General features: G+C 67.5%; 14 protein-coding genes and 2 riboswitches. Of the genes, 7 read left to right on the top strand and 7 right to left on the bottom strand.

All coding sequences use genetic code 11. The features are described 5' to 3' along the window. Positions 1–124 precede the first annotated feature (124 nt). The gene (locus G154_RS07950; protein WP_019510131.1) at positions 125–1,339 is read right to left on the bottom strand and encodes an NADH:flavin oxidoreductase; all 1,215 of its coding nucleotides are present in this window, start codon (positions 1,337–1,339) and stop codon (positions 125–127) included. 38 nt (positions 1,340–1,377) lie between these two features. On the opposite strand from G154_RS07950, the gene G154_RS07955 reads away from it, so the two are divergent. Then, positions 1,378–2,220 (top strand): bifunctional methylenetetrahydrofolate dehydrogenase/methenyltetrahydrofolate cyclohydrolase, encoded by an 843-nt coding sequence (locus tag G154_RS07955; RefSeq protein WP_023985407.1) that lies wholly within the window; start codon positions 1,378–1,380, stop codon positions 2,218–2,220. A 31-nt stretch (positions 2,221–2,251) separates the two neighbouring features. After that, a complete protein-coding gene (locus G154_RS07960) occupies positions 2,252–2,545 on the top strand; it encodes a DUF3017 domain-containing protein (RefSeq protein WP_023985408.1) in 294 nt (97 codons plus the stop codon). On the opposite strand, the gene G154_RS07965 is transcribed toward G154_RS07960, so the two are convergent. The 3 genes from G154_RS07965 to G154_RS07975 are packed head-to-tail and all read right to left on the bottom strand — an operon-like array spanning position 2,542 to position 5,729. Next, on the bottom strand, positions 2,542–3,270 hold the full coding sequence (locus G154_RS07965; protein WP_019510128.1) for a class I SAM-dependent methyltransferase: 729 nt from the start codon (positions 3,268–3,270) through the stop codon (positions 2,542–2,544). The two genes, G154_RS07960 and G154_RS07965, sit on opposite strands and share 4 nt — an antisense overlap. Beyond that, the gene (locus G154_RS07970; RefSeq protein ID WP_019510127.1) at positions 3,267–4,397 is read right to left on the bottom strand and encodes a homoserine O-acetyltransferase; all 1,131 of its coding nucleotides are present in this window, start codon (positions 4,395–4,397) and stop codon (positions 3,267–3,269) included. Before G154_RS07970 ends, G154_RS07965 begins: the two co-directional genes overlap by 4 nt. A 6-nt stretch (positions 4,398–4,403) precedes the next feature. Beyond that, a complete protein-coding gene (locus G154_RS07975) occupies positions 4,404–5,729 on the bottom strand; it encodes a bifunctional o-acetylhomoserine/o-acetylserine sulfhydrylase (protein WP_019510126.1) in 1,326 nt (441 codons plus the stop codon). Between the two features lie 42 nt (positions 5,730–5,771). Then, positions 5,772–5,908: riboswitch (SAM riboswitch) on the bottom strand. A 256-nt stretch (positions 5,909–6,164) separates the two neighbouring features. On the opposite strand from G154_RS07975, the gene G154_RS07980 reads away from it, so the two are divergent. Then, a complete protein-coding gene (locus G154_RS07980; RefSeq protein WP_019510125.1) occupies positions 6,165–8,402 on the top strand; it encodes an NADP-dependent isocitrate dehydrogenase in 2,238 nt (745 codons plus the stop codon). A gap of 106 nt (positions 8,403–8,508) precedes the next feature. On the opposite strand, the gene G154_RS07985 is transcribed toward G154_RS07980, so the two are convergent. Further along, complete coding sequence (locus G154_RS07985; protein ID WP_023985409.1) at positions 8,509–9,348, bottom strand: alpha/beta fold hydrolase; 840 nt, start codon at positions 9,346–9,348, stop codon at positions 8,509–8,511. A gap of 101 nt (positions 9,349–9,449) precedes the next feature. Here G154_RS07985 and G154_RS07990 point away from each other — a divergent pair, with 101 nt between their 5' ends. Continuing rightward, complete coding sequence (locus tag G154_RS07990; RefSeq protein ID WP_019510123.1) at positions 9,450–10,262, top strand: exodeoxyribonuclease III; 813 nt, start codon at positions 9,450–9,452, stop codon at positions 10,260–10,262. Here G154_RS07990 and G154_RS07995 read toward each other — a convergent pair. Then, on the bottom strand, positions 10,255–11,262 hold the full coding sequence (locus G154_RS07995) for a triacylglycerol lipase (protein WP_234713039.1): 1,008 nt from the start codon (positions 11,260–11,262) through the stop codon (positions 10,255–10,257). The two genes, G154_RS07990 and G154_RS07995, sit on opposite strands and share 8 nt — an antisense overlap. A 124-nt stretch (positions 11,263–11,386) precedes the next feature. On the opposite strand from G154_RS07995, the gene trpS reads away from it, so the two are divergent. Then, positions 11,387–12,412 (top strand): tryptophan--tRNA ligase, encoded by a 1,026-nt coding sequence (gene trpS / locus G154_RS08000; RefSeq protein WP_031601369.1) that lies wholly within the window; start codon positions 11,387–11,389, stop codon positions 12,410–12,412. Positions 12,413–12,488: 76 nt separating this feature from the next. Further along, positions 12,489–13,481 (top strand): inner membrane protein YhjD, encoded by a 993-nt coding sequence (yhjD, locus tag G154_RS08005; RefSeq protein ID WP_234713040.1) that lies wholly within the window; start codon positions 12,489–12,491, stop codon positions 13,479–13,481. A 7-nt stretch (positions 13,482–13,488) separates the two neighbouring features. Here yhjD and G154_RS08010 read toward each other — a convergent pair whose 3' ends face one another. Continuing rightward, the gene (locus G154_RS08010; RefSeq protein ID WP_019510119.1) at positions 13,489–13,806 is read right to left on the bottom strand and encodes a multidrug efflux SMR transporter; all 318 of its coding nucleotides are present in this window, start codon (positions 13,804–13,806) and stop codon (positions 13,489–13,491) included. A gap of 15 nt (positions 13,807–13,821) precedes the next feature. Further along, positions 13,822–13,883, bottom strand: a riboswitch (guanidine-III (ykkC-III) riboswitch). Between the two features lie 62 nt (positions 13,884–13,945). Between G154_RS08010 and G154_RS08015 the strand changes: the two genes are divergently transcribed. Continuing rightward, a complete protein-coding gene (locus G154_RS08015) occupies positions 13,946–14,758 on the top strand; it encodes a nitronate monooxygenase (protein WP_081649953.1) in 813 nt (270 codons plus the stop codon).

A 14,758-nucleotide genomic window follows, 5' to 3' on the forward strand; every position in this document is an offset into this window, starting at 1 on the left:
CAACTGTATCCGGTACGCCAACGCAATTCCCGCTCCGAGGTCACCGTTCGGCTTGCCGAGAGCAACGATATGGTCGCTACCGCCGGTTCGGGCGCGACCATACCGTCGCTCCGGGCGAACGGCCTCAGACCGTGAGGGTGTCCGGCGCCCCGGTGACCACGCAGTGGGTGTGGCTGTAGATCGTGGGCATGCAGCGGTTGCAGTGCGTGCACGCCGAGCGGACCGAGGAATCGGCCTTGATGCGGTTGACCAGATCCGGCTCGGCGAGCAGCGCCCGACCCATCGCGACGAAGTCGAAACCCTCGGCCATCGCCTTGTCCATCGTGTCGCGGTTGGTGATACCGCCGAGCAGGATCAGCGGCATGCTCAGCTCGGCGCGGAAGGCCCGGGCATGCCTTAACAAGTACGCCTCGCGGTAGGGGTACTCGCGCAGGAACTTCTTGCCGGTCATCCGCATGCCCCAGCTGATCGGCGGCCTGAAGGCGCCCGCGAATTCCTTGAGCGGGGCATCACCGTGGAACAGGTACATGGGGTTGACCAGGGAGCTGCCCGCGGTCAGCTCGATGGCGTCCAGCCCACCGTCTTCTTCCAGCCACTTCGCGGTCTGCAACGCCTCGTCGAGCGGGATACCGCCGCGCACCCCGTCGGTCATGGTCAACTTGGCGGTGACGGCGATCTTGGCGGCACCGTGATCGTCGACGGCGTCGCGCACGGCTCGCACCACGCCCCTGGACACCTTCGCGCGGTTCTGCAATGAGCCCCCGAACTCGTCGGTGCGCCGGTTGAGCAGCGGCGACAGAAACGAGCTGGCCAGGTAGTTGTGCCCGAGATGTACCTCGACGGCGTCGAAGCCGGCATCGATGGCCAGCCGGGCGGCGTCGGCGTGCGCCGCGATGACGTCGCGGATGTCGTCCTTGGTGGCCTTGCGGGCGAATCGCATCGACAACGGGTTGAAGAACCGGATGGGTGCCAGCGCGGGCGCCTTGTTGGTCCGCGCGTTGGCCACCGGGCCGGCGTGGCCGATCTGTGCGCTGATCGCCGCACCCTCGGCATGCACCGCGTCGGTGAGCCTGCGCAGGCCCGGGACGGCCTCGGGCCGCATCCAGATCTGCCAGCCGTCGGTGCGCCCGCCCGGAGCCACCGCGCAATAGGCGACCGTCGTCATACCCACGCCGCCGGCGGCAGGCAACTGGTGATACCTGATCAGATCATCGGTGACCAGCGCATTCGGGCTCGCCGCCTCGAAGGTGGCGGCCTTGATGATGCGGTTGCGCAACGTCACCGGCCCGAGCTTGGCCGCACCGAATACGTCGGTGAACACTTTCGGCTGGGTGTTCATCGTCGTAGCCTGCCACGCCGGCTGACACAATGACAGGCGTGGCAGCCACGACATTGGACGGTAAGGCGACTCGCGACGAGATCCTCGACGATCTCAAGGAGCGGGTCGCGAAGCTGACGGCCGCGGGCCGGACCCCCGGACTGGGCACCATCCTGGTCGGCGACGACCCGGGGTCGCAGGCCTATGTGCGGGGCAAGCACGCCGACTGCGCCAAGGTCGGGATCAACTCCATCCGTCGCGATCTGCCCGCCGATATCAGCCAGGCCGAGTTGGACGCCGTCATCGACGAGCTCAACGCCAACCCCGAGTGCACCGGATACATCGTCCAGCTCCCGCTGCCCAAGCACCTGGACGAGAACGCGGCCCTGGAGCGCATCGACCCGGACAAAGATGCCGACGGTCTGCACCCGACCAACCTGGGTCGGCTGGTGCTCGGGAAAGAGGCTCCGCTGCCGTGCACCCCGCGTGGCATCGTGCACCTGCTGCGGCGCTTCGATGTTCCGATCGCCGGTGCGCACGTCGTGGTGATCGGTCGCGGTGTCACGGTCGGAAGGCCACTGGGCCTGCTGCTCACCCGCCGTTCGGAGAACGCGACGGTCACCCTGTGCCACACCGGAACTCGTGACCTCGCCGAGTTGACCCGGCAGGCCGACATCATCGTCGCCGCGGTCGGCGTGCCGTACATGGTGACCGCCGACATGGTGAAACCCGGTGCGGCCGTCGTCGACGTCGGCGTGAGCCGGGTCGAGGGCAAGCTGACCGGTGATGTGGCCCCCGATGTCTGGGACGTCGCCGGATACGTATCGCCGAACCCGGGCGGGGTGGGTCCGCTGACCAGGGCCTTCCTGCTGACCAATGTCGTGGAGCGCGCGGAGCGGTGATGAGCGCCTGCGCGAAGAACAGTCAGATCCGTTGACCGCCCAGGAGTTCGCCCGCAAGGTGCTGGCCGGCCAGTGGCCGATCCTGCTGGTCGCGCTGATCTTCGCTGCCTCGTTCGTGCTGGTGATCGCCGGGTACTGGCGCCGCGGCGCCCTGGTGATGGGCATCGCGGTCGGGGTGGCCGCTGCGCTGCGGCTGGCGCTCTCCGACGACCGGGCCGGACTGCTCGTGGTGCGAACGCGCGCAATCGATTTCGCGACGACCGCCTCGGTCAGCGCGGTGATGCTCTATATCGCCTGGACCATCGACCCGTTGGGCACCAGCTAGGTCAGATCGGCCCGGATTCCCACGGTGACATACGGCAGCGCCAACCCGCTGCTGTTGGCCAGGGCCGGATGGGTGGCCAACAGTTCGCGCACCCGGTCCAGGGTGCGGGTACGTACTTCGGCGGGGGAAGTGATGCAGTAGCTGCGCGAGGCCACCAGGTCGATGAGCGCCTGCGGGGTCAGGTAACTGGTCCACTCGACCTGCGTGCGCTCGATCGGCCCGAACGGCTCGGTGAGCGTCACCCGGTCGTTGAGCGGGTCGTGTTCGTGGCCGATGATCGCGCCCAGATCCTTGACCCAGCCCATCCTCTCGTCGCGGGTGTTCCACACCAATCCCAGCCGGCCGCCCGGGCGCAACACCCTGGCGATCTCGTCGGCGGCGCGCTGCGGATCGAACCAGTGCCAGGCCTGCGCGACCAGCACACAGTCCACACTGTCATCGGGCAGCGGGATGTCCTCGGCGGTCCCCAGCAGGGCGGGCGTGCCGGGCAGCGACGACGACAGTACGTCCAGCATCTCCGGGATCGGGTCCACCGCAACGACATCGAGGCCGCGCTCGACCAGCCGAACGGTCAGTTTGCCCGTTCCGGCGCCGAGGTCGAGGACGGTGCGCGCGCCGTGGGGCAACAGCCAGTCGATGGCTTCCGGGGGATAGGACGGGCGGCCGCGCTCGTAGGCCGCGGCCTCCTCGCCGAATGACAATGAGCGCGGAACCTGCTTGCTCACCGCTGTGCCATCTCCAGCGTCTGTCGGATCAGCGGTGCGACCGCGTCGGTCTCGACCAGGAAGCCGTCGTGACCGTAGATGGAGTCGACCACCGAGAGGCCGGGGCAGCCGGGCAGCAGCTCGGCCAGCTCCTGCTGCTGGCGCAACGGATAGAGCCGGTCGGAGGTGATGCCGGCCACCAACACCGGAACCGGGCAGCCAGCCAGCGCGGCCGCCACCCCGCCGCGTCCACGCCCGACGTCATGACTGCTCAACGCATCGGTGAGGGCCACGTAGGTGCCTGCGTCGAACCGCGACACCAGCTTGCCGCCCTGGTGTTCCAGATAGCTCTGCACGGCGTAGCGCCCGCCGGTGGTCGGGTCCTCGTCACCCTGGACGTCGTTGGCGAACCGCGAATCCAGTTCGGCTTCACCGCGATAGGTCAGGTGTGCGACACGACGCGCGATCTCCAGGCCGGCGGACGGGCTGCGACCGGTGCCGTGATAGTCGCCGCCCTGCCAGTCCGGGTCGGCCTTGATGGCGGCGACCTGGGTGCTCTGGGTGCCGATCTGGTCGGCCGTGGCCCGGGCCCCGACCGCGAGGACCAGTCCGGCACGCACGGTGTCGGGATGGCCCACGATCCACTCCAGCGCGCGCGCTCCACCCATCGAACCACCGATCACCGCGGCGACCCTGGTGATGCCCAGCGCGGCAAGCGCGGCCAGGTCGGCATTGACCTGATCACGGATGGTGATCGCCGGAAATCTTGAGCCCCACGGCTTTCCGTCGGGCGCAAGTGAACTTGGGCCGGTCGAGCCGCGGCAGCCGCCCAGTGCGTTGGTGGCGATGGCGCACCAGCGGGTGGTGTCGATGGCGGCACCGGGACCGGCAACACCGTCCCACCATCCCGGTGTCGGGTGGTCGGGGCCCACCGGGCCGGTGATGTGCGAGTCGCCGGTCAGCGCGTGCAACACCACGACCACGTTGTCGCCGGCTGCGGACAGCTCGCCCCAGCGCTGCACCGCGATCGAGACGGCGGGCAGGACGACGCCGCTCTCCAGGGTCAGGTCGCCGATCTCGACGACGCCGATCTCACCCTCAGTGGGCAGCGTCGACACCGCGTCGCTCTGTATGTCGAAGATGGTCATATCGCCTCACACCGATGCGACGCTCTGCTCGGAACCCGCGAAGGCGCGGGCGGCCGCGAATCCGCGGTCGAGATCGGCCAGGATGTCGTCGATTCCCTCGATGCCGACGGCCAGCCGCACCAGACCGGGCGTCACGCCGGTGCTGAGCTGCTCCTCGGGGCTGAGCTGCTGGTGGGTGGTGGAGGCGGGATGGATCACCAGCGACCGCACGTCACCGATGTTCGCGACGTGGCTGTGCAACGTCAATGCGTTGACGAACGCCTCACCGGCAGCGATGCCGCCGGCCAGTTCGAATGCCAACACCGCGCCGGTGCCCTTGGGCGCGAGCTTGCGTCCCACCTCGTACCAGGGTGAGCTCTTCAGTCCGGCGTAGTTCACCGAGATGACCTCGTCGCGGCCCTCCAGGTATTCGGCGACGCGCTGCGCATTGGCCACGTGTCGCTCGATGCGCAGGCTCAGCGTTTCCAGACCCTGGGCGATGAGGAACGCGTTGAACGGGGCGACCGCAGACCCGAGGTCACGCAGCAGCTGGACGCGCGCCTTGAGTGCGTAGGCGGGCGGGCCGAGTTCGGCGAACACCACGCCGTGATAGCTCGGATCCGGGGTGGTGAACCCGGGATGGCGACCCTGGGTCCAGTCGAACTTCCCGCTGTCGACGATGACACCGGCGATGGCCGAGCCGTGACCGCCGAGGTACTTGGTCGCCGAGTGCACGACGATATCGGCTCCGTGCGCGATCGGCTGGATCAGATACGGCGTGGCGATGGTGTTGTCGACGATCAGCGGGATGCCGTCGGCGTGGGCGACCTCGGCGACGGACGGGATGTCGAGCACGTCGATCTGCGGGTTGGAGATCGTCTCGGCGAAGAACGCCTTGGTGTTCGGCCGGATGGCCGCGCGCCAGGACTCCGGATCGTCGGGGTTGTCCACGAAGGTCGTCTCGATACCCAGCTTGGGCAGCGTGTAGTGCAGCAGGTTGTAGGTGCCGCCGTAGAGCCGTGGGCTGGACACGATGTGATCGCCGGCCTGGGCCAGGTTGAGGATCGCGAACGTCTCGGCGGCCTGACCTGAGGACAGGAACAGCGCCGCGACACCACCTTCGAGGGCGGCCAGGCGCTGCTCGACGACATCGGTCGTCGGATTCATGATGCGGGTGTAGATGTTGCCGGGTTCGGCCAGACCGAACAGCGCCGCGGCATGCGCGGTGTCACGGAACGTGTACGAGGTGGTCTGGTAGATCGGCAGGGCCCGGGCGTTGGTCGCCGTGTCGGGCGTCTGACCGGCGTGGATCTGCTTGGTCTCGAAGGACCAGTCTTGTTCTGGCGTGCTCATGAAGAACGAACCTCCATCTGTGTCTGGGGGTCCGTCGATACGGACCCGCGCTTGCCGTGTGGTCGCCTGTCTTCGAAAAAGACGTGCGACTACTCAACCTGGTCTTCACCCGGAGCACCCCACCGCGGTTGGAGGGTTGCCGGCCAGCAAGCCGGGGCTTAGTGCTGGCACTCATGACCGAAACAAAGACTAGCTCACCGCGTCGATGCCGTGCCACCTGGTTCCGCCGTCGCTGTCAGGACAAACCTACTGACCAGTAGTGAAAGCTGACCCATCGTGGATTCATCGGCCCTTGTAGTGTTGCCGGTGAGGACAGTCCCCGACCGTCGAACATGCGGCCGCGGGCGGTCCGCCGTGCGACTGCGACGCTGCTGAATCACATACGGCAGCGCCGACTTTCGCTACACCTGTCCGACAGTGACGCCGGGAGTACACATGAGCGCCGAGCAGCCGACCATCATCTACACGTTGACCGACGAGGCGCCGTTGCTGGCGACCTACGCCTTCCTTCCGGTGATCCAGACCTTCGCGGGTGCGGCCGGCATCGACGTGACGACCAGCGATATCTCCGTGGCCGCGCGCATCCTCGCCGAGTTCAGCGACTACCTCAGCGATGAGCAGAAGGTGCCCGACAACCTGGCCGCGCTCGGCGAGCTGACCCAGGACCCGAGCGCCAACATCATCAAGCTGCCCAACATCAGCGCCTCGGTGCCGCAGCTGCTGGCCGCCATCAAGGAACTCAAGAGCAAGGGTTACGACCTGCCGGACTTCCCGGGTGACCCGAAGACCGACGAGGAAAAAGAGATCCGCCAGCGCTACGGCAAGATCCTGGGCAGCGCGGTGAACCCGGTGCTGCGCGAGGGCAACTCGGATCGCCGTGCACCCAATGCGGTCAAGGAGTATGCCCGCAAGCACCCGCACAGCATGGGTGAGTGGTCGCAGGCGTCGCGCACCCACGTCGCGACCATGAAGACCGGCGACTTCTACCACGGTGAGAAGTCGATGACGCTGGACAAGGCCCGCAACGTACGCATGGAGTTGGTCACCGCCGCCGGCCCGACCGTAGTGCTCAAGCCCGAGGTCAAGCTCGACGAGGGCGACGTCATCGACTCGATGTACATGTCCAAGAAGGCCCTCATCGCGTTCTACGAGGAGCAGATCGAGGACGCCTACAAGACCGGCGTGATGTTCTCGCTGCACGTCAAGGCCACCATGATGAAGGTCAGCCACCCCATCGTGTTCGGCCATGCGGTGAAGGTGTTCTACAAGGACGCCTTCGCCAAGCACGGCAAGCTCTTCGACGAGCTGGGCGTCAACGTCAACAACGGGCTGTCCGATCTCTACGACAAGATCGAAACGCTGCCGGCCAGCCAGCGGGAAGAGATCATCGAAGACCTGCACAAGTGCCACGAGCACCGGCCGGAGCTGGCCATGGTCGACTCGGCCAAGGGCATCTCGAACTTCCACTCGCCCTCCGACGTCATCGTCGACGCCTCAATGCCGGCGATGATCAGGCTCGGCGGCAAGATGTACGGCGCCGACGGGCGTACCAAGGACACCAAGGCCGTGAATCCGGAGTCGACCTTCTCCCGGATGTACCAAGAGGTCATCAACTTCTGTAAGACGCACGGCCAGTTCGACCCGACCACGATGGGCACCGTCCCCAACGTCGGCCTGATGGCGCAGAAGGCCGAGGAGTACGGCAGCCACGACAAGACCTTCGAAATCCCCGAACCCGGCTACGCGCGGATCGTCGACAACGACTCGGGCGAGGTGTTGCTGAGCCAGGCGGTCGAGGAGGGCGACATCTGGCGGATGCCCATCGTCAAGGACGCCCCGATCCGGGACTGGGTCAAGCTGGCCGTCACCCGGGCCCGGCTGTCCGGAATGCCGGTGGTGTTCTGGCTCGACGACGAGCGCCCGCACGAAAACGAGCTGCGCAAGAAGGTCAAGACCTACCTGGGCGAGCATGACACCGAGGGCCTGGAGATCACCATCCTGCCGCAGGTGTGGGCCATGCGGTACACGCTCGAGCGGCTGATCCGTGGGCAGGACACCATCTCGGCCACCGGCAATATCCTGCGCGACTACCTCACCGACCTGTTCCCGATCCTGGAGCTGGGCACCAGCGCCAAGATGCTCTCGGTGGTACCCCTGATGGCCGGTGGTGGGCTGTATGAGACCGGTGCCGGTGGGTCGGCGCCCAAGCATGTCAGCCAACTGATCGAGGAGAACCACCTGCGCTGGGATTCGCTCGGCGAGTTCCTTGCCATCGGCGCGAGTCTGGATGATCTGGGCAACAAGACCGACAATGCGAAGGCCAAGGTGCTGGCCGACACGCTGGACAGCGCCGTCGGAAAGCTGTTGGACGAGAACAAGTCTCCCTCACGCAAGACCGGCGAGCTGGACAACCGCGGCAGCCAGTTCTATCTGTCGCTGTACTGGGCGCAGGCACTGGCCGAGCAGACCGAGGACAAGGAGCTGGCCGAGCACTTCGCGCCGCTGGCCAAGTCGCTGGCCGAGAACGAGGGCGCCATCGTCAAGGAGCTCAACGAGGTGCAGGGCGGCCACGTCGACATCGGCGGGTACTACTACCCGGATCCGGAGAAGACCGCCGCGGTGATGCGTCCCTCCAAGACCTTCAACTCGGTGCTGGAGTCGGCCCGCAGCTGAGATCGGGCCGCCAGTATTGGTACTGCCGGTGGTACTGCTCGCGTAGTGGTACTACCGGCAGTACTACGTCTCAGGTCGCTTTGCTCGACCCGTGCGGGCGTCGCGCCTAGCCCGCCGGCGGCGCCGCACGCGTCGGTTCGGTGTGCTGGTCGACGAAATCGGCGATCAGCCCGCTGACCTGTCCGGGCGCCTCGAGCATCGGGATGTGCCCGACGCCGGGCAACCGGGTCACCTTGGCATCGGTGGGCAGATTCTCGATGAAGTACTTCGTCCCGCGCGGGCTGGGAAACACCCGGTCCTTGTCACATAGCACCAGATGTGTCGGTACACCGACCTGGGCCAATTCCAGCAGTCCCGGCAGCCGCAGCGTCTTGATCAGCAACTGGACATAGGCGGTGCAGTGGGTCGCATCCTGCACCAGGGCCTCCAGATCGGCCCGGCTCGGGCCGTCGGCCGGTCCGCTGACCGGCAGGGTGGCGATCCGGGTCCCGAAGGGCGCGTCGAGGATGCGCGGGCCGATCAGTCGCGCCGCGATCAGGGCCGGGCCACCGAGCAGGAACTTCAGCACGGTCTCGTACTTGGTGGGGGAGTGCTGGCGCCAGCCGCCGGCCGGGGCGATGGCGGTCAGCGTGCGTGCCCGGCCGCGGCGCTCCAGCTCGAAGGCGACCCAGCCCCCGAGCGAGTTACCGACGATATGCGCTGTCTCCCAGCCGATCTGGTCCATCCGATGCTCGATGTCGTCGACCAGCGCCGCGGTGTCCAGGAACCAGGTGCCGGAGCGGGCGCCGCCGTGGTGGCCGACCATGGTCGGTGCCAGGACCTCGAATCGGCCCGTGCCGGCGAGCTGACCGGCGACGGTGGACCAGACGTTCTGTGAGCACAGGAACGGATGCAGCATCAGGACTGGTTCACCCGATCCGAGGTGGATGGGTGCGCGCTGGGTCATAGCGCTCGACAGTATGGCGGTACCGCAGGTACCGCAAGGTCCGGCGGCGGTGACCAGGGGAATCAACGCGGTGTCGGTGCGCTCCACTAGGGTCGTCGTCCGTGATCGTCACCACCGTGAACGCCAACGGCATTCGTGCCGCGGTCAAGCAGCGCTCCGAGACCAACCTCGGCATGCTGCCCTGGTTGAAGGAGACCGAAGCCGACGTCATCTGCCTGCAGGAGACCCGCGCCGACGACGCGCAGCTGGCCGATGCGTTGGCCCCGGCGCTCGCCGACGGTTGGCACCTTGCCTCGGCCGAGCCACATGTGAAGGGCCGCAACGGTGTCGCGGTGCTCTCCCGTACGCCGTTCGACGCGGTTCGCATCGGCGCCGGCGCCGAGGAGTTCGCTGCCCACGGTCGCTATATCGAGGTCGACACCGCAGGGGTCACGGTGGCCAGCGTCTACCTGCCGACCGGTGAGGCGGAGACCGACCGCCAGTTGGAGAAGGAGCGGTTCATGGCCGCCACCCAGGAGCGGATGGCCGTGCTGCTCGATCGGGCGGTGCGCGGCGGAAACGACGCCGTGCTGTGCGGGGACTGGAACATCGCCCACACCGAGAACGACATCAAGGCCTGGAAGAACAACGTCAAGAAGTCCGGCTTCCTGCCGAGCGAACGGCAATGGCTCACCGACCTGTTGGCCACCGGCTGGGTCGACGTGGTGCGTGCGCTGCACCCCGACGTGCCCGGGCCGTACAGCTGGTGGTCGTGGCGCGGCAAGGCGTTCGACAACGACGCAGGCTGGCGCATCGACTACCACCTGGCCAGCCCGGCGCTGGCCGCGCGTGCGGTCTCAGCCCGGGTCGAACGCGCCGAGCTGTACGCGCTGCGCTGGTCCGACCACGCGCCGGTGACCGTCGAATTCAGCTGATCGGGCAGGGCTCGCCGGTCGGGGCCTGCGGTGCGCCGTCAGCGCCCTCGATGGCGGCACGGACCGCCTCCAGCACCCGCGGGTCCCAGGTCATTCCGGTCTCCCAGGCAAGTCCGGCCTGGTCGGAGACGAAGATGCTGTGGGTGTCGTCGAAGCTGAGGCAGCGGCGGTGCGGCAGCACCCGGTCGCTGATATCGGTGGCCAGCGCGCTGGAGAGCGCGACGAGGCCGTCATTGGGCCATACGGCCGGGTTCGGCGCCGCCGAGCCCGCCGGCGCTCTGAAGCGGTTGCCGCCGATCAGGGTGACCGGGATGCCGTCGAGCACGCCGGCCTGGAACTCGTTCCAGCCGCCCGGACCCATCAGGTAGGCCTGGTTGACCTCGCGTCCCGAGCCGGCCATCAGCCGCTGGACCTCGGACCTCATTTCGTCCATCGCCGTCGCGCAGAACGCGTCGCCGAGGCAATCCGCCTTGTCGATGATGCCGTTGGCATAGTCGGACAGATACGAGCCCTGCCACGGGGTGCCGATGGTGGTGAGCGACCGGATCCTGATCGGGGAGTCCAGGCTCTGCAGAACCCGGATCGCTGCCCGTGAGTACAGCCCGCCCATCGAGTGCCCGACGATGTCGATCTCGTCCACGCCGTAGCTGATGTGCAGGTACTCGAAGAAGCGGGCCAGGTGCTCACCGGCGGTATCGATGCTGCCGGTCGAGTTGACGGTCATGTGCTCCGGCAGCGTGATCGGGCAGTCGCCGAAGGCCCCGAAACCGTCGGTGTCGCGCACCGGGCCGCGGCCGGCCATCGCCGGCGAGGTGTAGACGGTGTGGCCGTGTTCGAGCAGGTGGCCGCGTAGGGCGGTGTCGGTGTTGCCCGCCGCCAATCCCGACGCGCAGGCCTGTGTGGGCGTGGTGAACGGACTGGTGGCATTTCCGCCCGACACGATCACCACCGCACGCGAGCCGGATTCTGGTGCGGCGTAGGCGTTTTGGAAACTGGTCACCACGCCGACGATAAAGATCAGCGACAGTACTGGCAAACGGTACACTGCGCCTCCGATTAATTGACAGATGCGTAAACGATAGCGGGTGCGCTGAAGAATGTTCGCATGAGAAAATCGAGTGATCATGAGTGACTCCAGCAGCGTCGGTCGCCAAGTCGTGTTCTCCGGCGCACAGCCCACCTCGGATTCCCTACACCTCGGTAACGCGCTCGGTGCGGTCAACCAGTGGGTGAGCATGCAGCGCGACCATGACGCCTACTTCTGCGTCGTCGACCTGCACGCCATCACCATCGCCCAGGATCCCGAGGTGCTGCGCAAGCGGACCCTCGTCACCGCCGCGCAATACCTGGCGCTCGGCGTCGACCCGGAGCAGGCGACGATCTTCGTGCAGAGCCACGTGCCCGCCCACACCCAGCTGGCCTGGGTGCTGGGTTGTTTCACCGGCTACGGGCAGGCCTCGCGGATGACGCAGTTCAAGGACAAGTCCCAGAAGCAGGGGGCCGAGGCGACCACCGTCGGGCTGTTCACCTACCCGGTGTTGATGGCCGCCGACATCCTGCTCTACGACACCGACCTGGTCCCCGTCGGCGAGGACCAGCGCCAGCACCTCGAGCTCGCCCGCGATCTCGCCGAGCGCATCAATGCCCGCTTCCCGGGCACCTTCGTCGTCCCCGAGGCGACCATCCCGAAGGCCACCGCCAAGATCTTCGACCTGCAGGACCCGACGGCGAAGATGAGCAAGTCCGCGACCACCGACGCGGGCCTGATCAGCCTCCTCGACGATCCGAAGAAGACCGCCAAGAAGATCCGCTCGGCGGTCACCGACAGCGAGCGGGAGATCCGCTTCGACCGCGACGCCAAGCCCGGTGTGTCCAATCTGCTGACCATCCAGTCCGCCGTCACCGGTACCGATATCGACACCCTGGTCGCGGGGTATGAGGGCCGCGGGTACGGCGATCTGAAAACCGAGACCGCCGACGCGGTGGTCGAGTTCGTCACGCCGATCAAGGCGCGCGTCGACGAGCTGGTCGCCGATCCCGCCGAACTGCAGGCGGTACTCGCCAGGGGTGCCGAGCGGGCCGCTGCGGTGGCTTCAGCCACCGTCGAGCGGGTATATGACCGGCTGGGTTTCCTGGCGCCGACGCACTGAGGGGTAGCACATGGCCGGCCGCGACGCGGTAGCGACAGCACAGTCTGGGCAGGACGGTCCCGGCTTCATGGACCGCATGCGGAGCCGATTCGCATGGTTGGACCGGGTGATGCTCGCTCAGGAGCGCTACAACGACTGCAAGGGCGATTTCTACGCCGCCGGTATCACCTACTTCACCATCTTCGCGCTGTTCCCGCTGCTGATGGTCGGCTTCTCGATCGGCGGCTTCGTGCTGGCCAACCAGCCCGATCTCATGCTCGAGGTGGAAGCCAAGATCCGGTCTGCGGTCTCGGGGGACCTGGGCGCACAGCTTGTCGAGCTGATGGACTCCGCCATCAATTCCCGCGGCACGGTCGGCGTCATCGGTTTGGCCACCGCGGCCTGGGCGGGGCTGGGCTGGATGAACAACCTGCGGGAGGCGCTCAGTCAGATGTGGGAGCAGCGGCACGAGACTGCCGGTTTCGTGGCGACGAAGCTGTCGGATCTGGGAGCCCTGCTGTCGGCGTTCGTTGCACTGACGCTGACGATCGGGTTGACCGCGCTGAGCAAGGAGTCCCCGATGACCACGGTGCTCGGTTGGTTGGGGCTCAGCGGTGTGCCGGGGTTGGGCGTCGGACTGCAGGTGGCGTCCTGGGTCGCCTCGCTGCTCATCTCGTGGATGCTGTTCACCTGGATCATCGCCCGACTGCCGCGTGAGTCGGTCAGTTTCCGCAGTTCGCTGCGGGCGGGTCTGCTGGCCGCTGTGGCATTCGAGATCTTCAAGCAGGTCGCCTCGGTCTACCTGAAGTCGGTACTGACCGGGCCCGCCGGAGCCACCTTCGGGCCGGTGCTGGGCTTGATGGTGTTCGCCTACATCACCGCCAGGCTCATCCTGTTCTCGACCGCCTGGGCGGCCACGGCCGCGGACAATCTGGCCGCCGCCCCGGTCGAGCCGCCCGGCCCGGTGACGATCCGACCGCGTGTGCAGATCCGCGAAGGCGTCGGACTGCCCGGCGCCGCAGCCGGTTTCGCTGCGGGGGCCCTGGGCGGTCTGGGACTGGCCAGGTTGCTCCGGCGTAATCGTCAGTGACCGATCATCAGTGACCGATCAGCTTTAGCCCGACCACGCAGCCGATGATCCCGACGATCAGCGCCACCTTGACCGGGGAGGCGCCCTCGGTGCCGGTCAGCATCGCGTATCCGACCGTCAGGGCCGCGCCGATGCCCACCCAGATTGCATAACTGGTCCCGATCGGCAGGGTGCGCATCGCGTAGGCCAGACCGGCCATCGAGAGGACCAGCGCAACCCCGAACACCGCTGTGGGCCATGGTCTGCTGAAGCCCTCGGACTTGCCGAGCGCGGTCGCCCAGACGGCTTCCAGCACCCCTGACACCACCAACACCAGCCAGGCCATGGCACACCTCCCTTGGCTGCCGTCTTGTCGCTGGCCGGGTACGGTGCCTCTCGTCCGGTGTCACACGGTGACGCCATCGACGGTAGCAAACTCCGGTAGCGTCGCACCGGTGTCACTGGTCACCCCTTGGTCCGCCGCGATGGGCATGCGCGCCCCGATCGTCAATGCCCCGATGGGCGGTGCGGCCGGTGGTCGGCTGGCATCGGCGGTGACCGCCGCGGGCGGACTGGGCATGCTCGGGATGGGAAGCGCCGCGACGGCGGAGGTCCTGCGCCGCGAGATCGGTTTGGCGCAGGGACGATTCGGTGTCGGATTGGTGCACTGGGTGATGGCCGAACGTCCCGAGCTGCTCGATATCGCGCTGGCGGCGCAGCCCGCGCTGTTGAGCGTCAGCTTCGGGACCGACTTCGGTTGGGTGCAACGCGCACACGATGCCGGGGTGACGACCGCGACGCAGGTGGCCTCGGTCGAGGCGGCCCGACGCGCCCAGGATGCCGGTGTCGACGTGCTGGTGGCGCGTGGCGCCGAGGGCGGCGGTCACGGTGAACCGTTGCTGGGCACCCTGCCACTGCTGACGGGAGTGCTTGACGCGGTGGAGGTTCCGGTGTTGGCGGCCGGCGGGATCGGCTCCGCGCGCGGGGTGGCCGCGGTGCTGGCCGCGGGCGCTGCGGCGGCGTGGATCGGCACGTTGTTCGCGGCCTGCCCGCAGGCGCTGACATCGGAGGCTGCCCGCGCTGAACTGCTGGGCGGGCAGGACACCGAGCTGACCTCCGCGCACGACATCGCGGCCGGATACCGTTGGCCCGCCGGCATTCCGGAGCGGGTGCTGCGCGGGTCCCCGGTCAACGCCGGTCAGGGTGTGGGCCAGGTTCGACAGTCGGTCGACGCGGGCGAGCTGGTGGCAACGCTGTCCGCGGGCGCCGAGGAACTGCTGCGCGGGCCGTTGGGTTGA

Source organism: Mycobacterium sp. VKM Ac-1816D, from assembly GCF_000416385.1.
Taxonomy (GTDB): domain Bacteria; phylum Actinomycetota; class Actinomycetes; order Mycobacteriales; family Mycobacteriaceae; genus Mycobacterium; species Mycobacterium neoaurum_A.